The sequence below is a fragment of the Arthrobacter sp. TmtSoilC79 genome, from assembly GCF_059739405.1.
This window is the reverse complement of record NZ_AP046051.1, coordinates 666,700-689,159: the sequence shown is the minus strand read 5'-3', so window position 1 is coordinate 689,159 and position 22,460 is coordinate 666,700. Positions and strand designations below refer to the sequence as shown.

At 64.5% G+C, this 22,460-nt stretch carries 17 protein-coding genes; 7 read left to right on the top strand and 10 right to left on the bottom strand.

Going from position 1 to position 22,460, the window contains the following annotated elements:
• Positions 1 to 12: 12 nt before the first annotated feature.
• Together AC6JA3_RS03300 and AC6JA3_RS03295 are read left to right on the top strand one after the other, a co-directional pair.
• A complete protein-coding gene (locus tag AC6JA3_RS03300) occupies positions 13 to 405 on the top strand; it encodes a hypothetical protein (protein WP_026543456.1) in 393 nt (130 codons plus the stop codon).
• Entirely contained in the window at positions 405 to 899 is a 495-nt protein-coding gene (locus tag AC6JA3_RS03295; RefSeq protein ID WP_026543455.1) for a type II toxin-antitoxin system RatA family toxin, read from the top strand. Before AC6JA3_RS03300 ends, AC6JA3_RS03295 begins: the two co-directional genes overlap by 1 nt.
• Positions 900 to 939: 40 nt before the next feature.
• Here AC6JA3_RS03295 and AC6JA3_RS03290 read toward each other — a convergent pair whose 3' ends face one another.
• Both AC6JA3_RS03290 and AC6JA3_RS03285 read right to left on the bottom strand, forming a co-directional pair.
• The gene (locus tag AC6JA3_RS03290) at positions 940 to 1,614 is read right to left on the bottom strand and encodes a zf-HC2 domain-containing protein (protein WP_026543454.1); all 675 of its coding nucleotides are present in this window, start codon (positions 1,612 to 1,614) and stop codon (positions 940 to 942) included.
• Positions 1,611 to 2,108: a sigma-70 family RNA polymerase sigma factor gene (locus tag AC6JA3_RS03285; RefSeq protein WP_026543453.1), complete on the bottom strand. Its 498-nt coding sequence runs from the start codon at positions 2,106 to 2,108 to the stop codon at positions 1,611 to 1,613. Before AC6JA3_RS03285 ends, AC6JA3_RS03290 begins: the two co-directional genes overlap by 4 nt.
• Before the next feature lie 151 nt (positions 2,109 to 2,259).
• Here AC6JA3_RS03285 and AC6JA3_RS03280 point away from each other — a divergent pair, with 151 nt between their 5' ends.
• Both AC6JA3_RS03280 and AC6JA3_RS03275 read left to right on the top strand, forming a co-directional pair.
• Positions 2,260 to 2,802 carry a COG4315 family predicted lipoprotein gene (locus AC6JA3_RS03280; RefSeq protein WP_497919897.1) on the top strand — a complete coding sequence of 181 codons (543 nt, stop codon included), beginning with the start codon at positions 2,260 to 2,262 and terminating at the stop codon, positions 2,800 to 2,802.
• A 268-nt stretch (positions 2,803 to 3,070) separates the two neighbouring features.
• Entirely contained in the window at positions 3,071 to 3,286 is a 216-nt protein-coding gene (locus tag AC6JA3_RS03275) for a hypothetical protein (RefSeq protein ID WP_347782554.1), read from the top strand.
• An 86-nt stretch (positions 3,287 to 3,372) separates the two neighbouring features.
• Here AC6JA3_RS03275 and AC6JA3_RS03270 read toward each other — a convergent pair whose 3' ends face one another.
• Positions 3,373 to 4,221 (bottom strand): DMP19 family protein, encoded by an 849-nt coding sequence (locus AC6JA3_RS03270; protein ID WP_026543451.1) that lies wholly within the window; start codon positions 4,219 to 4,221, stop codon positions 3,373 to 3,375.
• Between the two features lie 165 nt (positions 4,222 to 4,386).
• Between AC6JA3_RS03270 and AC6JA3_RS03265 the strand changes: the two genes are divergently transcribed.
• Positions 4,387 to 7,839: a DEAD/DEAH box helicase gene (locus tag AC6JA3_RS03265; RefSeq protein ID WP_026543450.1), complete on the top strand. Its 3,453-nt coding sequence runs from the start codon at positions 4,387 to 4,389 to the stop codon at positions 7,837 to 7,839.
• Between the two features lie 24 nt (positions 7,840 to 7,863).
• Here AC6JA3_RS03265 and AC6JA3_RS03260 read toward each other — a convergent pair whose 3' ends face one another.
• Positions 7,864 to 8,604: an alpha/beta fold hydrolase gene (locus AC6JA3_RS03260; protein WP_347782553.1), complete on the bottom strand. Its 741-nt coding sequence runs from the start codon at positions 8,602 to 8,604 to the stop codon at positions 7,864 to 7,866.
• A 73-nt stretch (positions 8,605 to 8,677) separates the two neighbouring features.
• On the opposite strand from AC6JA3_RS03260, the gene AC6JA3_RS03255 reads away from it, so the two are divergent.
• On the top strand, positions 8,678 to 9,376 hold the full coding sequence (locus AC6JA3_RS03255) for a helix-turn-helix transcriptional regulator (RefSeq protein WP_347782552.1): 699 nt from the start codon (positions 8,678 to 8,680) through the stop codon (positions 9,374 to 9,376).
• 28 nt (positions 9,377 to 9,404) lie between these two features.
• Here the strand turns inward: AC6JA3_RS03255 and AC6JA3_RS03250 are convergent, their stop codons facing one another.
• Both AC6JA3_RS03250 and AC6JA3_RS03245 read right to left on the bottom strand, forming a co-directional pair.
• Positions 9,405 to 10,577 (bottom strand): MFS transporter, encoded by a 1,173-nt coding sequence (locus AC6JA3_RS03250; protein WP_347782551.1) that lies wholly within the window; start codon positions 10,575 to 10,577, stop codon positions 9,405 to 9,407.
• On the bottom strand, positions 10,574 to 11,236 hold the full coding sequence (locus tag AC6JA3_RS03245) for a GntR family transcriptional regulator (RefSeq protein WP_347782550.1): 663 nt from the start codon (positions 11,234 to 11,236) through the stop codon (positions 10,574 to 10,576). Before AC6JA3_RS03245 ends, AC6JA3_RS03250 begins: the two co-directional genes overlap by 4 nt.
• A gap of 318 nt (positions 11,237 to 11,554) precedes the next feature.
• Between AC6JA3_RS03245 and AC6JA3_RS03240 the strand changes: the two genes are divergently transcribed.
• The gene (locus tag AC6JA3_RS03240; RefSeq protein ID WP_051421725.1) at positions 11,555 to 15,040 is read left to right on the top strand and encodes a discoidin domain-containing protein; all 3,486 of its coding nucleotides are present in this window, start codon (positions 11,555 to 11,557) and stop codon (positions 15,038 to 15,040) included.
• A gap of 259 nt (positions 15,041 to 15,299) precedes the next feature.
• Here the strand turns inward: AC6JA3_RS03240 and AC6JA3_RS03235 are convergent, their stop codons facing one another.
• The 4 genes from AC6JA3_RS03235 to AC6JA3_RS03220 form a co-directional block, all read right to left on the bottom strand.
• A complete protein-coding gene (locus tag AC6JA3_RS03235) occupies positions 15,300 to 16,100 on the bottom strand; it encodes a GNAT family N-acetyltransferase (protein ID WP_497919896.1) in 801 nt (266 codons plus the stop codon).
• A gap of 1,183 nt (positions 16,101 to 17,283) precedes the next feature.
• Positions 17,284 to 19,281 (bottom strand): DUF2264 domain-containing protein, encoded by a 1,998-nt coding sequence (locus tag AC6JA3_RS03230; protein WP_347782549.1) that lies wholly within the window; start codon positions 19,279 to 19,281, stop codon positions 17,284 to 17,286.
• Positions 19,281 to 20,429, bottom strand: a complete 1,149-nt coding sequence (locus AC6JA3_RS03225) for a LacI family DNA-binding transcriptional regulator (protein ID WP_026543444.1) — start codon at positions 20,427 to 20,429, stop codon at positions 19,281 to 19,283. The genes AC6JA3_RS03230 and AC6JA3_RS03225 overlap by 1 nt, the downstream gene beginning before the upstream one ends.
• Positions 20,426 to 22,360 (bottom strand): heparinase II/III family protein, encoded by a 1,935-nt coding sequence (locus AC6JA3_RS03220; protein WP_347782548.1) that lies wholly within the window; start codon positions 22,358 to 22,360, stop codon positions 20,426 to 20,428. The genes AC6JA3_RS03225 and AC6JA3_RS03220 overlap by 4 nt, the downstream gene beginning before the upstream one ends.
• Positions 22,361 to 22,460: the final 100 nt, after the last annotated feature.

Here is a 22,460-nt window from a genome sequence, read left to right as displayed (position 1 = left end):
TCCGGGGGAACCATGAGCTATCAGCCACCGATCGACTACTACCAGCAACCACAAAGGACCGGGACACGCGGCCTTCCCGCCGGGATCACCAGCATCATCGCTGCCGTGCTCTCGCCGATCGCGGCCGTGGTCAGCATCCCCTTGGGCATTGCGGCGGTGGCCTCCGCCATGAGCCGTTACAACGAGGGCAATGATGCCTGGTGGTTTGGCGCGTTGGTGCTGGCGGGGATTTCCGTGGTCCTGGCGATCGTTGCCGTGGTGAGTGGATTGATCGCCGTCTTCCGGGCCGGCCGAATGAACGCGGGACGGATCACCGGGATCATCGGATTGGCGATCATGGCGGTCAACATTTTTGGCATTGTCTTCATGGTGTTCCTGGTCCTCGGCTCAGGTCAGGGGTTCTGATGCCCCAGGTGCGCGCCGAACGATTCATCCGCCTGGATCCGGACACAGCTTTCGCCCTCTCCCAAACGACGGGCCAATTCCGGCTCAAATGGGACCCGTTCATCTCGGCCCAGGCTTTCCTTGACGGAGCCACAGCTGCCGGCAAGGGTGTCCGGACACGGACCGTTTCCCGCATGGGCCTGAAAATGGTCAGCGAATACGTCTCCTACACCCCACCCCGAAATGTGGGCATGACCATGGTTTCGGGGCCGTGGTTCTTTGAGAACTTCGGTGGTGGCTGGCGGTTCACGCCCGACGACGGCGGAACCCGGGCAGTCTGGAAGTACACCTTTTCGTGCCGCCCGGCTCTGGTAAAGCCGTTGGCCGAGAGGGTGGGAAGCTGGCTGCTTGGCCGCGAAATTGAGCGCCGGATCGATGCGTTCGCCCGGGCTTGCGAGAACCCGGCACTGGTGGCCGAACTGCGCGCCCAGGGAACCGAAGTCGCCGAAAACTAGCTGGTTACGGCACCCCGGCTGGTTACGGCACCCCAGCTGGTCACGGCACCGAGATCGAGGCAACCGTCTTCTGGGCTTCGTCGCGGAGCTCAACTCCCGCGATTCCGGCCAACTGGACCGGCGTAGCACCAGTGATCTTGATCCGGCCGCTCGGTGTCGCCGTCCAACCGCAGGTCCGTTCCTCAGCCCCGTCCCGGCCCTTCACCCAAAGATAAAGAGTGCCTTCCAAGGGCATGGAGCGGCCCTCAACCTCGAGTTCCGTGCCCCACGTCTTCTTCACCATTCCCACGGTCAACTGCAGGCCGTTGTCCGACTGCACCGAATAGCTCGCGTCAGGCTTGGGTGGCTGGTTCAAGAGCGGGCCGGCCAGGAAACCAACCGCCAGGCAAGCGGCAGCCACAGCACCCACCACGGCCGCCCACCGGCGTCGTGATTTCCTTCGGCGCGCCGACAAGTCAACCAGCACTTTCTCGGGAAGGGTGCCGGGCATTGGCTCCAACGGTGCAAGAGCTTGGGAACCACCGGTGACGGTGAGCGCCACAGCGTCAGCCGGCGGAACGGCGTCGAGCAATGCCGGAAGGCTTTCAAGCTCCTCCAGCTCACGGCGGCACTCAGCGCAGCTGGACAGGTGGTCCTCAAAAGAGCGGGCTTCACCGGCGTCGAGCCCACCCAGCAGGTAAGCGCCCAGCAATTGGTGGACGGACTGGCCGTTCATCGTTCCACCCCCATCTCGTCAAGGATCGTTCGGAGGGCCTTCACGGCATAGAAGGCCCGGGATTTCACGGTTCCGGCAGGTATGTTCAGCTGCAGTGCTGCCTCGCTGACGGTAAACCGCTGGTAATGGAGGGCTACCAGGACCTCGCGGTGCTCGTGGCTGAGCCGGAGCAACGCTTCTTCCATCAGTACCCGGTTCAGGAGTTCATCCACGCGTTCCCTCGCTGCGTGGTCCGGGAGGTCTTGCTCACCGGCTTCCATCGGGCGCCGCTGGGCCTTCCGGTAGTTGTCGATGATGACGTTGCGGGCCGTCCGGAAGAGGTAGCTTCGCAGGCTGCCCGTGATCTGCGGGGCATGCTGCCAGACCTTCAGGATGGTTTCCTGCACTACGTCATCGGCCTGATGGGCATCGGAAGTGCAGCTGAGCACGAAGCGTTTCAACGCGGTGCCATGGTCGCGGTAGATCGCCGCCACCACGTCCTCGTCCAACGGCATAGCCACCTCCCTCAGTGTTTTCTCCTGCCCCTTCGCCTATACGACGACGCACGCCGGCAAATGGTTCAGCCCCCGTGAACCATTCTTCCCCCGCCGGCGTCGTAGGGGTTAGCGCCGGTCCGTCCCGGCCGGCTCGTCAAAGGAGCGAGAAATGAAGAAACGACTCAGTTTTGGATTCGGTGCAGTGATCCTGGCCGCGGCGATGGCAGGGTGCGGCGGAAGTCCGGGGACCACCGCCACCTCCACTCCCCCGCCCGCGGCGACCTCCTCGGCGGCACCCACCTCGGCTTCCCCCAGCGCCGCCAGCACCAGCGCCAGTGCCGCTGCCGACATGAAAGTGGCGTCCTCCAGCGCGGGTCAGATCGCAGTGGACAGCAAGGGTATGAGCCTCTACTTCTTCACCAAGGACGCCAAGGATTCCGGAACCAGCGCGTGCACCGCCGCGTGCCTGGACGCCTGGCCGATTTTTACTACGACGGCGGACGCCCCCACTGTTGACGGCGTCACCGGCACAGTGGGAACCATCGCGTCTCCGGATGGGAAGAAGCATGTGACGCTCAACGGCATGCCGCTGTACTACTACGCCAAGGACAAGGCCCCGGGGGATGTGACCGGCCAAGGAGTTGGTGGCGTCTGGTATCTGGTGAGCCCCACCGGGGAGATGATCAAGGGCGCTGCGGGTTCGGGTTACTGAGGCGTGACGCCGGGTTCGTGGGAAACCTCCGAGGTCGCCGAAAGGTTCCGTGTGAACATGCGAGGTTCCCGCGAACTCACGGGCACGCCACGCCACCCGAGCGCACGAAGGACGCGCTCTTTGAAGGCACGCTCTTGAAAAAGGTCCCTCGGCGGAGTTTTTGCGCACGCCGACGCCGCAGCTTTCGGGCGTGTTCGGCGGCCCAAACCCCAAGCCAGGCCGATGCATGGGTCCGCTAGACTGCAAACCAACTCTAGGGGGAGAGAAAATGACACAGGACATCAGCAGCAAAAAGACGCCGACCTTGACGTTCCTGGGGGTGCAGGAACTCGGGTGGACCTTGGGGCTCATCGCCTTGATCATCAACGCCACAGAGCATGGCCTGGACTGGATCTGGATGGGCCTGCTGGCCTGTTGGCAAGCGTCCATAGTGTGGGGATTCGTCAAGTTCCGGCAGGTCAGCAAGGCAACGCCCAAGACGTAGGGCACCGAAATCGCCGGAAACGCGGCGAGGTCGCCGGAACGCAACGGCGATTCTGCAGCGTTCCGGCGACCTCGGCAACGAGTGGCTTACGCGTCGGCGAATTCCTCGGACTCTTCAAACTCCACAGCCGCGATGATTTCCTTGGTCTCCGGGTGGATCATGAAGGCCTCCTCGTCGTCCTCGATCATGAGGTAGTCGCCGTGGTCGGTGGAGAAGTGCCAGGCGAGGGTCTTGACGCCGTCGTGCTCGTAGTTGGGGTCGCCCATGGTGATCTTCTCGAGGGCGTAGCCGGCAACGTCGCACAGTTCGCGGATGATGACCTCGAACTCGGGGGCGTTGGCCAGGGCTTCTTCTTCGGCTTCGGCCTGGCGCTCTGCGAGGTCCGGCACCAAGGCAACGCGCCCGGCGATGTGCGCTTCGATCTCCTCGTCGGTCAGGACCAGCAGTTCGGACTGGTCGCGGAGGTACGCGGCGTTGAGGTCGATGATGTCCTCTTCCTCCAGCAGTGACTCGAACTCGCCGTCGAGCTCGTCCAAGGCCGCCACTGAAGCAGGCGGGGTTTCGGACTCGTCCAGTTCTCCGTCGAGGTAGGCCTCTGCTTCATCCTCGGTCAGGGCGTCGAAAGCGGACGCGGTGCGGTTGAAGAGGTCCAGATGGCGTGTGGCGCCCATGCTTTCCAGGCCGGCGCGGACGTAGGAGTCCACCTCTTCACGTTCCGGTGCCGTGAAGACGTACTGGGCGAAGCCGCCGGACAGTGCCTGCGTCAGGTAGAAGTCCACAAAGAAGCTGTTGAGCGCTGCGGGTGCGATTTCGTCGCTGTTGAGGAGCTCCTGGTACATCAGGTTCACGACGTTGACGTTGGAATCCACTACATCCGCGTTGCCGGCTTCGAAGCTGGTCTTGTTCAGGACGACGGGGTACTCGTTGGTAGTCATGGGAAATCCTCACTGCTGAAAGCTGGTGGTGCTCCGGACACTTTCAACGTACGCGCGGGAGCGTCGCGGCAATCGAGGTTGAGGTGAACGGAGGGCGAAGTTTGGGAGCCGTTTTCTGCTGACTAAGATTGAACAGATAACCTCCTGCCGAAAGTAGCCCGACGCATGCCGTCCCACACAGACGAAAACTGGGAACTGGCCATTCAGACTCCTGCCATTAACGACCGCTCCCTGGCGGCCGGACTGGCCTATGCCATGGGCAGCCGCGTGAGCGGAATTTCTTTTGATTCGGCCACGGGTCTTCTGCTCGGCAAGGTCCGGGGTACGGGTCCGCAGCCGTATTCGACGTCGGCCAAACTGGTCCGTAAGCCCAGCGGCTGGAGCTGCACCGTGGGGATCTGCAGCTGCCCTGTCCGCAAGGACTGCAAGCATGTAGCCGCCCTGCTGTTTACTGCCGAGGACCACCCCAGCATCCGGGCACAGCTCCTCTCGCAGGCTCCTGGTATCCAAACCTCCCGCGCTGGTTCGGGGCAGCAGGGCAGCGCCGCCCGTCCCGCCTGGGAACAAGCCCTCAACAGGTTGATCACCAAGCCCGGGACGGCGCCCAGTGCCGCCGGCATCCCGCTTGCACTTCAGTTCGAGGTGGAAGAGCCTGCGGCCCACTTCTCCTACACAGGCCGCCGGGACCCCATGCGCAGCGTCCGCCAGCTCAAGGCCCGCCCGGTCATGATGGGCGCCAAGGGCAAATGGATCCGCGGCGACGTCTCCTGGAACAACCTCAGCTACGTCAGCTTCCGCCGGGAGTTCAACGAAGTCCACGTCGAATGGCTTCAGACTTTCCTCGCCGCCCATGGATCCAGCAACGGCCGCCAGCAACCATCCGGTGCCATGTGGCTGAGCCTGAACGACTTCGCTGCCAAGAATCTTTGGACCCTCCTCGCCGACGCCACCAAAGCCGGCATCCCACTCATTCACTCCGCTGGCAGCGAGCCTGTCCGCGTGGAGTCCCAACCCGCCGTCGTCGGACTGAGTTTGGCGCGTCTGGACGCGGCACCGGACAGCACAGCGGAAGCGCCCGACGGCGGACTGCAGCTTGCGCCGTCCGTCACCGTGGACGGGGAATCCGTGGATCCCGGATCCGTGGGCTTCCTGGGCAAACCGGCCAACGGTATTTTCTTCACGCATTCGGGGGAAACCCTGCCCGGCGTGCCACAGCAAAAGAACCTGATCACCTTGGCGCCGATCGAGGGTGGCATCACTGACGAGCTCCTGGAGTTCGTCATGGACGGCCAAACCCTGCAGATTCCTGCCGAGGATGAGAGCCGCTTCCTGACCTCGTTTTACCCCAAACTGCGACAGTCCACGCCGGTCCAGGCCGCGGACGAATCCGTGGAGCTGCCTACACTGGCCGTCCCTACGCTGTCCCTGCTGGCCAATTACGGCAACGACCACAAGGTCCGGCTGCACTGGGAGTGGCATTACAAGTCCGGCACACTGGTCACCGCGCAACCGTTGTGGCGGCATCCGGACGATCGCGGCTACCGGGACGACGCTGAGGAAGCCCGCATCCTGGAGTCGCTCGGCCGGCCCTGGGATGTGGTGTCCGCGCTGGCCGAGTCGGCAACCGGTGGCTGGGGTGCGCCCCGTATCGCTGCCTCCGCCGAGCTCAGCGGCCTGGACACCCTGGCCTTCACCGAAGAGGTTCTCCCGGCACTGCGGGAACTGCCCGACGTCGTAGTTGAAACATCCGGTGACATCGCAGATTACCGCGAGGCCGCAGAAGCACCCGTGGTGTCCATTTCCACCAAGGAGACGGCCAGTGGCGACTGGTTCGACCTCGGAATCGTGATCACGCTCGAAGGCGAACCGGTGTCCTTCGCGGCGGTGTTCTCGGCGCTTGCGGCCGGAATGAGCCGCATGCTGCTGCCCAGCGGCGCTTACTTCTCGCTGGACCTGCCGGAGCTGCACCAGCTCCGCGCACTGATCGACGAAGCCCGTTCGCTGCAGGACAACCCGGACAACAAGGACGGCACCCTGCAGATCAGCCGATTCCAGGCCGGGCTCTGGGACGAGCTGGCGCAGCTCGGGATTGTGGACGAACAGGCCGCCGCCTGGCGTGAAGCCGTGGGTGGATTGCTCGACGACGGCGTGACCGGACTTCCGCTCCCGGCCGGACTTAACGCTGAGCTGCGTCCGTATCAGCTGGAGGGATTCAACTGGCTCAGCTTCCTCTACAAGCACAGCCTCGGCGGTGTTCTTGCGGACGATATGGGCCTTGGTAAGACCGTTCAGGCCATTGCGCTGATTTGTGCGGCAAAGGATCTGGCTGCCTCGACTGCTGCTGCCGCGCAGGGCGACGCTGTCGAGGTAACTCCACGCGCTCCCTTCCTGGTGGTGGCGCCCACCAGCGTGGTGAGCAACTGGGCCTTGGAAGCGCAGCGGTTCGCTCCTGGCCTGGTGGTGCGGACCGTCAGTGAAACTTTCGCCAAGAGCGGCCTGTCCCCTGTGGAAGCGTTGGCGGGTGCCGACGTCGTGATCACCTCCTATGCCCTGTTCCGCATTGACTACGATGCCTACGCATCCTTCCAGTGGGCGGGACTGATGCTGGACGAGGCCCAGTTCGTCAAGAACCACCAGTCCAAGGCGTACCAGTGCGCGCGGAAGCTGCCGGCCCGTTTCAAGCTGGCCATCACGGGCACGCCGCTGGAGAACAACCTCATGGAGTTCTGGGCGCTGACCTCAATCGTTGCGCCGGGGCTGTTCCCCAGCCCCAAACGGTTCGCCGAGAACTACCAAAAGCCGGTGGAAAAGAACGGGGACTCCGCGCAACTGGGCAAGCTCCGGCGTCGTGTCCGTCCGCTGATGATGCGCCGCACCAAAGAGCAGGTCATCAAGGACCTGCCGCCCAAGCAGGAGCAGATCCTGGAAGTGGTGCTCAACCCGCGGCACCAGAAGGTCTACCAAACGCACCTGCAGCGTGAACGGCAGAAGATCCTGGGCTTGATCGATGACGTGAACAAGAACCGCTTCACGATCTTCCAGTCGCTGACGTTGCTGCGGCAGCTCAGCCTGGATGCCTCGTTGGTGGACTCTTCGCTGTCCGGCGTGCGCTCCTCCAAACTCGATGTGCTGTTCGAGCAACTGGAAGACGTCATTTCCGAGGGCCACAGGACACTGATCTTCAGCCAGTTCACCGGATTCCTTGGCAAGGTCCGCGAACGCTTGGATGAAGAAGGCGTGGAGTATTGCTACCTCGATGGCAGTACCAGGAACCGCGGCGATGTTGTCAGCGAATTCAAGAACGGGTCCGCTCCGGTGTTCCTGATCTCGCTGAAGGCCGGCGGCTTCGGGCTCAACCTGACCGAAGCCGACTACGTATTCCTGCTGGATCCATGGTGGAACCCCGCCTCCGAAGCCCAGGCCGTGGACCGCACGCACCGTATTGGGCAGGCCAGGAACGTGATGGTCTACCGGCTGGTGGCAAAGGACACCATCGAGGAAAAGGTCATGGCGTTGAAGGCCAAGAAGTCACAGCTGTTCGCCGACGTGATGGAAGGCGACGCCCTGGCCGGTGGCTCGTTGACGGCGGACGACCTGGCGGCACTGTTCGCGGAGTGACCTCCCAAAACAGCGGGAGCTGGTTCAGTCGGCTCGTGTGGAAGCTGACTGAATGATCTTGGCAAGGTCGCGGGGGCGGCTCCACATTGGCCAATGCCCCGTGGGAAGGTCAATAACGTCCAGATTCCCGATGCTTGCGACTTCGGCAAACATGGCATGGCCTGCGTGGGCCAACTCCAGCACCTGTGCGCCAGGGATCGAGCAGCACACCATGGTGGTCCTGACCTGGCGACGGGCTTCATTCATAAGCTCGACGGGCTGACGAAGCACGGGGCCAGGCTCGGGAACGGCCCGGGCACGAAAACGCTCGAGGACTTCCGTGCTCAGGCCTTCCAGACTTGCCTGCTGTGCGAGGACTTCGAAGGACGGCAGTGGAAGCTCGTCCACGTCTTCCGGGAGATCCGGGGCGAAGACGCTCCCTGTCGCCAGCGGGCCTGAGTCGACCCACACCACCCGATGAACAAGTTCCGGGTGTCGGTCCAGGACAAGGCTGGCAGGGGCGTTGGCCCCACTGTGAGCCACGATGGTAGCGGGCCGGTCTTCGGTAACCCCAAGTCGGGCAAAGGTGTCCAGGACCGCTGCAGCTTGGTCGTCGAGGGTCTTCGTAGTCCGCTCAGGATCGTCCCCATCGAGACCAGGGAGCGTCACAGCAACTGCGTGTGAGTGGTCGCTTTGCAGGTGTTGAAGGACTTCATCCCATGCCCAGGCACCCAGCCAGTGGCCGGCGATGAGGATGATGTCCGGACTGCTTGTAGAAGTTGTCATGCCACTACCCTCGCAGGCGTTACGGACAAGGGTGTGTCACTATTTGTGTCATGAATTTGATGCGGACTGGAAGTTGAAACGCACAGAACGCCTCCATGCGCTCTCTGAGATGCTGCGCCGCAGCGGAGCGCGCGGGGTGTCCGCCGAGCGGTTGGCGGGAGAGTTCGCGGTATCCGTGCGAACAGTCAAGAGGGATCTCGATGCGCTGGAGAGCAGCGGTGCGCCCGTATGGTCGCGCCCAGGACCCGGGGGTGGGTACGGGTTGGCCGCTGGCGCTTCCCTGCCGCCTGTCAGCCTGTCCCCAGCCCAGGCCGTAGCGCTCATGGCAGCCGTATCCGCTGCATCCGACGCACCTTATGCCGATTTGGCAGCAGCCGGTATCCGGAAGATCGTGGATGTCCTCGATCCCAAGACCCGGGCAAGAGCCGACGAACTGGCTGGCCGCGTCTGGGTGAACACGGTTCCCGCCTCTTCGCGTACCATCAGGTCGGCTCTGGAGGAGGCGATGTCCGAGCAACGTGTCATCCGCATGCGCTACACATCGGGAGATGGGAGCACCACCATCCGCGACGTCGAACCCGTACTGTTCGCCTCAACCAACGGCCAGTGGTACTTGGTGGGATGGTGTCGACTCCGCGACGCCATTCGGTGGTTCATCGTGTCCCGCATCGAGCGGGCCAGCGTCACCAAGACGGCTTGCAGCGGCCACACCATCCACGAGGTCGGGGAACCTCCAGCGAACGCCAGGCCTGTGCACTCCCGGGGCGCGTGAGTCGCTCACTCAACCTCGCAGCCCAGACTCAGTCGTCCAGCCGAACCCCCCGGAGCAACAGCATGGTTCCGCCCACGGCAACAGCTGACGCCAGGAACACCCCCGCCGCACCGAGACCCACCGCCACCACGCCGATTGCGCTCGGCAGGACCACTTGGCCCACCCTGTTTCCGGCCAGCCTCAGGGCCAAGGCACGCCCGCGTTGGCCTTCCGGCGCTTGGGCGGAGAGCCAGGACATGGTCAATGGTTGGCCGATTCCCAAGCCCAGGCCGAGGAACGCCATGACGATGAAGAGCAACCACTCGGGCATCGGAATCGCTGCGACGCCGAGGGCAGCTGTGGAGATGGCCAGGCTGATGATGAGCAGTTTCATCCGGCCCAGCCGACGGGACACACTGCCAAGTCCGAGCCGGGAAACCATGGAAAACACGGCCCGAACGGTCAGCATGAGGCCCACGGTGGCTGCGGTCAGGCCCCTTTCCGCACCCAACGCCGGCAGGTAGACGACGGTCAGGTCCACCACTGCAAGGACGGTAGCGCTGGTTGCCAGCGCACGCACCACGCCCGGTGTCCTGAGGAGCGCAGCCGCACTGCCTTTGGAACTTCCCTTGGGAGCACGGCGGCCTCGACTGACCTTCGAGGAGATCACGAAAGTGGTCAGGAACATCAGCAGGCTCATGGCGGTGGCGAGCAGGAAGATCGCGCCGGTGTCAGGCCGCACGGATGCGCCACCCACAATGGAAATTGCCAGCGGGCCCAAGGCTTGCCCCAGCGAAGCGGCGAACGTCAGGTATCCAAAGGCGGAGTCCAGGCGCGTCGACGCAGCGTTGTTCGCCACCACTGCCTGCTGCCCCACCACGCAGGCCAGCTGGCCCGCGCCAAGAAGCGCCGTTCCAGCTACAAGCGCCGGAACCGACGTCCCCCAGAACAGCAGGAACGCAGAACAACCAAGAACGACGGCGGCCCCGATCGCCATGAGCCTGCGCTCACCGAGGCGGTCCACCAGTCCGCCGATGGGCAGGGCCAGCAGCAGGGGAAATACGGCGTAGCTTGCGGCAAGGAGGCCAAGGGCGAACCCGGGAACATCCAATTCCAGTGCGCGGTAGGTAGTGGCCGGGCGGACCAGGAAAGTGACAGCCTGGATGAGGGCCGAGTGGATCAGGAGCGCAGTGGACGAACGCCGTCCAAGTTCCCCGATCATTCGACCACGAGTCCGGAGCCCGTGATGACCCGCAGCGTCTCATCCCGTGCGCCGATGACGTGCTCGAAGGCCACCTTGGCGGCCTTCTCCGCATCCTTTGAGGCGATGGCTTCAACCAAGAGCCGGTGGTTCTCGAGTGCCTCATCCCGGCGTTCCGAGGCCTTGTTGGTGAAGTACCGGTACCGTTCAACCTGGCTGGCAATCTGCTGATGGAAGCGCTGTGCCCAGGAATTCCCGGCGATCCTGGCAATGGCCGAATGCAGGGCAACCCCGTATTTCATGGCTTCGTCAGGGAACTCCACCATGGCAGCATTGCGGGCCAGGATTCCCCGCAGCTCCTCAAGGTCCGCAGGGGTGGCGTTGGCGCAGGCCTCCCTGGCCATCAAGGATTCCAAAGCGGCCCGGACGTCGTACAGCTCCGAGATCACCTTCTCATCCAGCGCGGGCACCACGACTCCCCCGGTTGCCTGCTGTTCGAGCAGGCTCTCGGAAATCAGGCGCCGGATGGCTTCCCGGAGCGGAGTGCGGCTCACCTGCAACTCGGACGCCATCGCGGGTTCGTAGAGACGCTCGCCCGGCTTGAGTTCCAAGCTGAGAATCCTGCGCTTCAGCTCGCCGTAGACGAGATGTGCCCCTGTGTTCCGTGGTTGTTCTGACATGCCGTACCGCCTTGCAGAGTGTACTTGTATACATCTATACAACCAGCGCCCCACCATGAAGCGCAACAGAAGCATCGCGGGGTCACTTGTGGCCCCTTCAAGCGGCTCAAAGAGGCCACAAGTGACCCCTCGTTGCTTGAATGCGTGTGACCGGTTCTGATTGACCACGAGCGAGCGTGTTCGAGTGCCTTGTTGCAACCCAGAGAGCCTCATAGTCTCGGTTTGCCCGGCCCTTCCATGAAGCCAGGCAAAGCACCCAATGACACCCGACGATGAGGTCCACCCATGGCGTTTACCGCTCGAAGAATCCGAAGGCCAGTGGCAATACTGGCGGCAGCCGTCACAGCCGCCGCTGGCATGGCACTCCTGCCCGCAACCACCCCCCAAGCACAAGCAGACGACGCAACAGCGGTCACCATCACACCGAACCCCGCTACCCGGGGCGAAGCGTTCGAAGGCTGGGGAACCAGCCTGGTCTGGTTTGCCAATGCGACGGCGGGATACTCCCCCGAGTTGCGCGAGGAGCTGTACCAGAAGGTCTTCGGTGAGGACGGGCTGAACCTCAACATTGCCCGCTACAACGTCGGTGGCGGCAATGCCTCCGACGTAGCCAACTACCTCAACGACGGCAGCGCTGTGGAGGGATGGTGGAAGCCGGTGGCTGAAGCGCGGCCCGGCCAACCGGCGTCGAACCTTTACAACGCGGACGGAAGCGTCGACAAGACACAGGCCAACAAACTCGCGTTCCTGAACGCGTGGGACCCTGACGACCCCGCCTCCTACAACCCCGACGCCGACCAGAACCAGCGCTGGTGGGTGGAGCGCCTGGCCGCCGATCAACAGATCACCCACTGGGAAGCCTTCAGCAACTCCCCGCCGTGGTTCATGACCAAGAGCGGCTACGTTTCCGGCCAGGTGAACACCGCCAAGGGCGAGAACCTCCTGCCCGAAGCCGAAGCCAAGTTTGCCGCATACATGAGGAACGCCGTCGAACTTCTCGAAAAGGGCAGCGGTATCACCGTGGACACGATCGATCCGTTCAATGAGCCAAACTCGGGCTACTGGGGAACGGACATCGACGCCGCCACAGGCAAGCCGCCCACCACGTACACGCAGAAGCAGGAGGGCGCGCTGATCTACCCGGCCGCCCAGGACCGCGTGACCAAGCTCCTGGCGGCGGAACTGGAAAAGGGCAACACCGACGCCGTCATCTCGGCAATGGACGAGACCGATCCCAGCAAGTTCATGACCAACTGGAACGGCTACAGCCAGGAGGCCAAGGACGCCGTTGCCCAGCTCAACGTCCACACGTACGGCACCAACGATCGACGCCGGGTCAGGGACCTCGCCAACTCCACGGACAAGCCCCTGTGGATGAGTGAGGTTGGCGGTTTCTGGACAGGCAACCCCGCGCTCGGCGACTCCACCAGCGGCTGGGACCGCTCCAACATCACCAACGGCCTGGGCATCGCCGGCCGCATGGTCAACGATCTCCGGGAACTGGACCCCAACGCGTGGGTGTTCTGGCAGCCTGTGGAGGACACGTACAAACAGGAGAAGGCAGACAAAGGCTGGGGTTCCATTTACGTCGACTTTGACTGCAACTACGAAGGCCGCGAAGGCTTCTCCAACCGTCGGCTCAACGACGGCGCCACCGGGGATCAAGCCAAGTGCAAGGTCCTGACCAACCAGAAATACAACACCACACGGAACTTCACGCACTACATCCGTCCGGGCGACTTCCTCATTCACAACGACAACGCCAAGACCGCCAGCGCCCTCCGCGCCGACGGCAACGGTGCCACCCTGGTCCACTTCAACGACACCCCGACGCCGGAAAAGGTCACGATCGACCTCAGCCGTTTCGGCTCCATCGCTCCCGGCGCCAAGGTCACTCCCGTTGTCACCACCAAGTCCCCACTGGACGACATCGAGAAGAACGCCCTGGTCAAGGGCGCACCCGTGGCCGTGGATACCACCGCCAAGTCCGCGACGCTTGAGGTTCCTGCCGCATCAGTGGTGACGTTCGTCGTCGACGGCGTCAGTGGAGTTTCGGACGACGCCGCACCTGTGCAGGACGGCCACAGCTACCACCTCAGCGGTGAGGCGAGCGGCAAATACCTGACCGGGCGCGCGAACGGAACTGCGTCGATCGAGGAACTGGGCGGCGACGAAGCAGGCGCGGCTCCACAAATGTGGACCTTCAACGCCGTGGGTGCAGGTGGCCTTGGGAACGATCGCCGCTGGGTTGTTTCCAGCAAGGACGGGCGCGTCCTGACCGGCAACGGAGGCGTACTTAACGGGAGCCAGTCGGGTGCCGCTTCGCTGGGTTCCCTCTCGGTGGAGCAAGCCAAGGCGACTCCTTCTGCACAGTGGATAGTGACCACCGAGAACGGCAAGCAATGGTCACTGGTCAACGCAGGTGCGGCGATTGCTCTGCAGGTTTCGGGCAACCAAACCGCGGCCGGAACGTCCGTAGCGCTGGCTTCCTCCACCGGAACCACGGCCACGGCATCGGCCAACCCGCACCAGGCGTGGGCTTTCACGGACATTGCGGACCTCAAGCTCCTGGGTGTTTCTCCCGTTGAACTGAGCACTCTCACTGGCGTTGCGCCTACCCTGCCTTCTACAGTGACACCGCTGTATGAGGCGGGTCCTGGCAAGCCACTGGCTGTGACGTGGTCTTCTGTTGATCCGTCGGTTTGGCAGAAGGAAGGGAAGGTGACGCTTCGCGGTTCCGGCGTTGATCCTTACGGGCAGGTGTTTGGCGATGCCCTCCTGACCGTGACTGTTGGGCAGTACGTCGCCACCGATCCGGCGTCGGTAACGGTAGGCATTGGCTCTACCGTGGCTGAGGTCCAGGCTGCTGCGCCCACGTCCGTCCCTGGACAGATCGGCGACGGCCCGGCCCGCAACCCGCTCCCCGTCACGTGGGACTGGGCTTCCTTGTCCGATTCGGCGCTGCAAACTGTTGGTTCAGTGACGGTTCCGGGCACGGCGGGCTCACTCCCTGCGACCCTCACAGTGCTGGTGGTGGACCGGGTTCCGAGCAGCAACATCTGCAAGGACGATCCCAGCACTTCCGTCACCGCCAGCTACACCGAGGGCTCCTACATCGCGAAGAACACCTGCGATTCCAACGCCTCCACGCGCTGGTCCAACTGGGTCAGCGGCGGCAGGGCCGGTGACAGCCTGAGCTACGCGTTTGGCCGCGACTACACCGTCTCTTCAGTGACCGTGACGTCCGCGGAGAAGGCCGCGGCAAGCCTGAAGGTCCAGTACCAGGATGCCACCGGAACATGGAAGGACACCTCCGCCGGAACCATCACCGGACTCTCCATTTCTTCACCGACGACCGTCCGCTTCGACCCCGTAACCACCCGCGGGATCAGGGTTTCGTTCGTGACCACGGCGTCTTACACGAAGGTCGCTGAGGTGGCTATCGCTGGATCACGCCTGGCCGACGCCGGGCTAACCGACCTCGGCCGGCTGCTGGTCAACCAAGCCTCCGTGGTCGGTTTCGCTCCCGGAACCACCGACTACCGGGTGCTGACCGCGACGGCGACTCCCGCCGTCGTCGGCTACCCGCTGGACACGAACGCCAAGGTGACCGTCCAGCAGGCAACGGCGGAAAGCCCGACGGCGGTAGTCACCGTGACAGCTCCCGACGGCACCACGAAGCAATATCGTGTGACTGTTTCCACCGGGAAGGACGCGTGCAAGAACAACGGATGGAAGACCAGTCCGTCGCCCGTGTTCACCAATCAGGGGCAGTGCGTGAGCTACTTCGCGGCTGGCAAGTAAGGAAATTCTGAGCTAGCGGGGCCCCTTGGGATTTCGATCCTGAGGGGCCCCGCTGTGTTTTCACCGAAGTGGGACGAGTCTTGGAACAATGAACTCAACCGGCACTGGGCAGCCACAGAAGACTTGGATGAGGTGGACCGTCTCAACCGGCGGGGCCCCTGGGGATTTCGATCCTGAGGGGCCCCGCTGTGTTTTCACCGAAGCGGGCCGAGTCTTGGATGAGGTGGACCGCCTCAACCGGCGGCTGGCCCTCAAGCATTTAGCCGCGCACCCAGCGGTACGGCGTTGTCGTCGAGACCTTGAGCAGCCCGGAACGTTCCAGGATTGGCCGCGAGAACTCGGTGGAGTCACTGTGGATGAGTGACTTGCCCAACTCGAGTGCGGCCTGTGCACGGCGGGCCGTCAACGCCCGGTAAATCCCCCGGCCACGCCATTCTTCCCTGGTGGCACCGCCCCAGATCCCGGCAAAGACTGTCCCCGGCACTGGCTCCAAGCGTCCCGCACTGACAATCTTTCCCTCAGCTTCGGCAACCCAAAGCTGCATGCCATCGCCGAGCGACAGCCTTCGCAGCAACGCCTCGGCCATCTCGTCTGAAACCGGCTCCCCGAAGACCTCATCCTGCATGGCGCTCATGGCCCTGACATCGGCTTCGTCAGTGACTTGCCGCAGGGTTACGCCGCCGGGAATTGGCACATCCGCGCTCAATGCTTTCGCTTCGCCGATCATGATCGACTCGGGGTCATCCTGGGTGAAGCCGTTCTCAATGAGGGCTTCATGCAAACCCGGCGCGTGGTCGTGGCCGCGGGATTTCCATTCCACCTTGGTGATGTCAGGATCTGCGCGGAAGTGCGCGATCGCCTCGGCGACGAGTCTCTTCACGGTCTGCGAGTCCGCATCGCCCAGGTCCCTGTAGGTGACGAAACCCCGCCCCTTCATGAACGTCACCAGGCGCAGGGGTCCGTGTTGGGTGACCTTGAGGGCGCTGGGGGTCTCGGCGTCGGTGCGGAGGTTGTGGTCATAGGCTGCCAGGAAACGTTCGCGGTCTTCGCTGTTGCTCATCCGGCGAGCCTACTGCAGGGGATTCCGGGCCGCCCCTAGTTCGCCCGCCGATTCGATGGCTCGCTGCACCCGATGCCGTGCGCACGGCACACTCAGCAGCAAGACCACGAAACGGGCACAACCCAACCTCCGTGGGCTGGCCGATTCGATGGCTGCGTTGTTGTTGGACGGTAGGAGTCGGCTAGTGGGCAGCTACGCGTCGGCCCAAACCCCCGTGGCTTCGCCGATTCGATGGCTCGCTGCACCAGATGCCGTGCGCACGGCACACTCAGCAGCAAGACCACGAAACGGGCAAGCGCCCGGGGCTCACTGCAGGTCAGACGGTTGGAGTCGGTTAGTGGGCAACTACGCGTCGGCCGAACCCCCGTGGGCCCGCCGATTCGATGGCTCGCTGCGCCCGATGCCGTGCGCACGGCACACTCAGCAGCGAACCCCCGAAACGGGCACGTGCCCACCTCCGTGGGCCCGCCGGTTCGATGGCTCGCTGCGCGTTAGATGGTAGGAGTCGTCTAGTAGGCAACTACGCGTCGGCCCAACCCCCGGGGCCTCGCCGATTAGATGGCTCGCTGCACCCGATGCCGTACGCACGGCACACTCAGCAGCGAACCCCCGAAACGGCCACGCGCCCAGTACCGTGGGAGACCGATTCGATGGCTGCGTTGTTGTTGGACGGTAGGAGTCGGCTAGTGGGCAACTACGCGTCGGCCCAAACCCCCGTGGCTTCGCCGATTCGATGGCTCGCTGCACCCGATGCCGTGCGCACGGCACACTCAGCAGCGAACCCCCGAAACGGGCTTCGCTCCCGGGGCTCACTGCAGGCCAGACGGTAGGAGTCGGCAAGTGGACAGCTACGCGTCGAGCCAAGCTGCGGGGCCTCGCCGATTCGATGGCTCGCTGCGCCCGATGCCGTGCGCACGGCACACTCAGCAGCGAGACCCCGAAACGGGCTGCGCTCCCGGGCTCACTGCAGGCCAGACGGTACGAGTCGGCAAGTGGGCGGCCAAGCGTCGAGCCAAGCTCAAGACCCCTGGGGCCTCACCGCTTCGATGGCTCGCTGCACCCGATGCCGTACGCACGGCACACTCAGCAGCAAGACCACGAGACGGGCACAACCCCACCTCCACGGGCCGGCCGGTTCGATGGCTCGCTGCGCGTTAGATGGTAGGAATCACCTAACCCGCGGCTAAGCCTCGAATCGGGAAGGCCACAGCCGGGAAAGGGGTATCGATGCACCGTCGGCGAACACGAAACAGTCTTCGCCCTCCCCCTGGCTCGTCACAAACGTGACGCCCCCGTCCGGCGAAGCACCTCCCTCACCGGTGAGGACGACGACGGCGGCGTAGTCGCCGTCGTGCGCTGTGCCCGCGGTACCCACCCAAGGAATGGTGAGCTCCGAACCCATGGGGTGTGCACCGGAGCGCACCAATGTCCCGGAGTCATCCAAGGGCAGGCCAAACCCAGGCACGGGCAGGACAGTGCTGATCTCAGAAGATGCAGCATCCACCGGCCAGCCACCGATCCGCAGCGCAGGACCCGCAGAACCCAGAACACCCGCAGCTACATCGCCGGAAGTGCCCACAGCACCCTCACTAGAAGCACCAGAAGCACCCCCGGAAGAAGCACCCCCGGAAGAAGCCCCTGAAACCCGCACCAGCCGAAGCTCCACCGCGCCCCGCGTCACCGAAACAACCGTGACCGAAGGACCGGCCGTCGCGACACCGGACACCCCGCTGCCGTGATCCGGCCCGGCGTCGGGATCGGGTTCGATCCAGTGGGCAGTGAACCGGGAAGCACCTATCTGAACCCCGCCCTCAGCGAACGAGCCGAGGTGCTCGAACCCCGTCCGATGCGTGAGCCGCCCGGAGGAGTCAACGAATGCCACCGCGTTATCAACCGACTCCGGCGTCAGGTCCGGGAACGTGTGCGTCGAGTACCCGATCCGGGCGTAAAGCGGAGAATCAGCCACCACAGCGCCAACAACTGCGTGGTCCGTGGCATGGTTCCGGATCCGGACCACGCCGTCCGCGCGGGAACCGTCAACCTGCCACCCCGGTGCCGCGATGAGCCGCTGGGTGTCCGCAACCTCAACGGGCAAGGGTTCCTCAAGCGAGATCCACACGCGGTGGTCCGCCGGCAGCGCCAGCCCGAGCATCCCCTTTGCAGCCCAATACGGAGAGCCCGCACCGGAGTACGCCTGCTTCATGCCCGCGAACTCGCCATGCCAGCCGATGGACAGGAGCCCATCGTCAGTGATGGACCCGTGCCGGGCAAAGTAGTCGAGCATTCCGGAGGCTGCCCGCCGCGCCATGCCGGGGGCCAGCCGGGTGTGCCCGGACAACTCCCCTACCCAGAAGGGCGCCGCGGCCGCGAACCGGTAGATCAAGCTGCGGCCCTGGATGAGCGGGGCTCCGTTCGCCCCCACCAAGAACGCGGCGTCGTCCAGGAAGTCAGCCAGCCGGTCGCCGTCGAGCGTTTTCCGTGCAGTAACCCGGGGATCCGAGGGTGCCATCAGCGCCCACAGTTGCGGGTACACCTGGAACGCCCAGCCCACGTAGTGGTCGTAGGCGCGCTCGGGGCCGTCGGCGAACCAGCCCCCGCCCTGGTACAGGGAATCGTGGATGGCGAGTCCGGCGTCGATGTCCTCGTCGGAATACCGGCCGCCGACAGAGGCGAGGAACGTCTCCACCACAATCTGGAACCACACCCAGTTGATGGGCGGATATTCCTCGCCGATCACGGTCTCGAACCAAGCGATGAGCTGCTCCTGCACGCGTTCGGGGAGCTTGTCCCAGAGGACGTCGCGGGTCAGTGCCAGGCCAACAGCCAACGACGCCGCCTCAACCTTCGCCTGCCCCAGCTCGCCTGGCGTCGGCCAGCGGTCGGGGTTGGCGGGGTTGGTTCCGGCATCGAGGCCGGCGGCGTACCACTCCGCGATCCAACCTGTGGAGGAGGGGTCGCCCGCCATCCGGAAGGAGGCCAGCAGGAATGTCCGTGCGAAGGCCTCCAGCGAGTCACTCCGCGGGCCGTACCGGCTGTTGGCTCCCGGCAGGTGGATGTTGGCATGGTCCTCGGTCCCAAAGTGATGGGCGGAGCGCAGGAGGTGGTCCGCGTAAGCGCACCAGTGCTCGCGGGTCAGGCCGGTGAAGGGTGAGAGTTGGTGATCCAACGGTGGCAAGAGCATCAGAGGGAATCCTCCAGTACTCCGGCCAGTCCACGCGGCGCCCCGACGGACGACTCCCGGACGATCAGCTCAGGGTTCAGGTCAATGCGATGCACAGGGCGCATCCTTCCTTCGGCCAGGCGCGCAGCCATGAGCTGCACCGCCACTTTGCCGACGTAGCTTTTGGGTGGCCGGACCGCGGAGATGGCGGGCTCGGCCAGGTAGGCAACTTCGTCGTCGTATCCCACGATCGCCATGCTGCCGGGAACGTCCACTCCGCGGTCCACGCAGTGCTGCACGAACGCCACGGCCTGGGTATCCGAGTGCACCAGCATGGCCGTGGTTCCGGAGGAACGGCACAAGTCAAGGACGTGGTCGAAGTGCTTGGCCCGGTCGCCGTTGTCCAGTTTGGCTGAGTCCTCATGGATGGAGTTCTCCAGCGGAATCTTCAGCGCTGCCATGGCCTGCTTCCAGCCGCGGACCACGTGCGGACTGGTGGGGCTCGTGGAATCAGTGAGGCAGCCGATCATCCGATGCCCCTCCTGCCACAAGTGCCGAACGGCCATCCCTGCGCCGAACGAGTGGTCCGTTGCCACCCACTCCAGCCGATGGGCGGGAATCTCCAACGGCGCCCGGCGCTCAGCCAGGATCACCGGAATGGGCAGTGCGTTGAGCCAGCGGAGCAGCTCCTTGCCGTGCTCGCCGCCCATGTCCGGTGCCACGATCAGTCCGTCGATGTTTTGGGTATCCAGCAGTGCCTGGACCTGGCGACGGTTATCCGCGGCGTCATAGGCGGAACCCCTGACCAGGATGCGGAGGTTCTGCGCTTCGGCCTCGCCGCGGGCACCGGAAATCACCTGCGGCCAGTAGTAGTCCAGCGATGGAACCACCATGCCGATCGAGTAGCTGTGCGCCGACGGCCTCCCCACAGCCACGGACCGGTCCAACGGGCTGGGCAGGGTTGCGCCGCCGTGGACCCTGGACACCAGCCCTTCGTCGGCGAGGGTGTTCACATCACGCCGGATGGTCAACTCGCTGACGCCCAGCTTTGCGGCGATATCCCGGACCGTGATGGCACCGTGCGCACGCAATTCCTCCATGAGCCGCTCCCGCCGCTGCAAGGAAAAGAGGGACTTGCCGCCCGCTTCCGGGGTCTGTTCGGAACTCAAGATGTTGCCTCCACTGTGAGGGTGAATGCGCCCGAAGCGCGGTTTTCGGCGGGCATGCGGAATCGGATACGGGTCAGTTTTTCGCCCCAAATATCGCTGAGGAGCGGATCGTCCAAGAGCCACTCGTCCACCAGCACGACGGCGGTGGCCGGCTTCCAGCGCAGGTGCAGTCCCTTGGTGGTTTCGGCAGCCGGGATACCTTCGGGCGTAATGGTGGCCGTGGCGTCTGAACCGATGCGGACGGTGCCGGCAACCAGGTAGGTGATGTCGACGTCGCGCGTTCCCTCCGGCGGGCGTGTTCCCTCCGGAGGGTGCGTTCCCTCCGGCGGCTGTGCTGGCAGGTTCCAGCGGTCATCAATCACCACGGAGCCGAGGTCCCGGTTCATCAGCGAGGTGCGGATCCACTGCTCGGGGTGGTCCAAACCATAGGCCGCCCCCAGTCCAAGCTCGAGCGTGGGCTCCTCCGGTGTGGGCTCCTGGAGGACGGTCGCCGCGAACGAAGACCCCGTCCCTTGCTCCAGCCCGAAGGGCGCCGGGACACTGTGCCACGCGCTCTGCATGGCCCGGATCCGGTACCGATCAGGCCCGAACGTTTGGGCGGTGTACGTGGGCTGGCCGGCATCGACCAGCAAGGGCACACCGTCTACGGCCACCACCACGGAACCGACGTCGCGGTGGTTGTGGTGCTCGCCGTTGTGCCCGCCCTTGGCCGCAAGCGTGAGCCCATCGGTGGACCCCGGGGTTTGCCGGGCCACCATGATCTGGACCGATGGCAGGTACGTCCCCCAACTGGGTCGCAGCTGAGCGCTACCTGGTTGGGTGCAGGACGTGGGCGGGGTGCGGTGGGTAAGGGACGTGAGGACGCGGCCCAGTCCGGCTGCCGCGTTGGGTTCAGGTGCGACGGCGGCAAAGGTCGCGGCATGCGCGGCGGCGTCGGAGTCCCTCAGCCGGACAGCCCAGCGGTGCAGCATGCTCCACGGGAGGCCTTTGTGGGCGCGGGCCGGGCCGTCAGCAACGTTCAGGAACCAGCGGTGCCCCAGGTGCATGCGGTGCGGGAAAGCGACCAGCGCACGGATGACTGGCAGGTCCGGATTGAGTGCGCCGCCGCTGGCTTCCTCCAACAAGGCCAGGCCTTCCAGCGCACGTCCGGCACCGTTCCACCAGTACGCGAAGCCCTCGTCGATTGCGCCATCGGCCGGGATGGAGGCGAGGAAGCGGTCCAGGCCCTCGATGCACCGGGCAACCACCGCCGCCTGCTCATCAGGGTCATCAACCAGCAGCAATGCCGCCACAATGATGTTCGAGTGGATCCAGGGGTTCCAGTTGTGGACATCGCCGTCCAAGCCCAGCCAGTGCCAATCGAGGCGGTCCAGGAACGGGCGGATGACACGCTCGCTCGTCTCCAGACGGATACGCCGGCGCAGACCTGGGGCGCGTTCGTCCAGGGAAGCACCCAGCACATGGTCAGCCCACGCGAGCTGCGCTACCACTTCCCCTGCGCCGAGATCCAGGTAGGGCCGGGAACGTTCCGGAACCACGTCGCCGCTGCGGGTGAATACGTCGTCGTGCGCGGCCCAGCTCCAGGAGCTTTGCTCGCACAGGAGGTAGGCGCCGTCGATCACCTCATCAAGCCACTCCTCACGGGAAGCCGGTCCATCAACGGCAGCCATGACGACGGCGCGCGTCAGCCGCTGCTGCCGGCTCGCCACCAGTCCCTCGTAGGCCGTGCGGTTGCCGTCGCGGAAGTACCGGGCGTAGTGGGACACAAGGGGCTGGGGCCAGGCACTCCCCTTTTCTGCCGATGCTTGGGTGCGCCACCCGGAAAGGAGGCGGGCATCATCAAGCTGCCATCCGCCGTCGGACGCCGGCCGAACAGTGAGCCGGTCACGGGAGCCTCGGAGTGTCTCCAACAGGTTGTCCCGATCAGCCATAGGGCCCCACGTGTTCCTCAACGGGTAAAGAAGTGGCGCTTGAACGGCGGCGGTGCCGGTTGCCATAGGGATTCTTCTCTCGTTTGTTCGAGTTTGAACG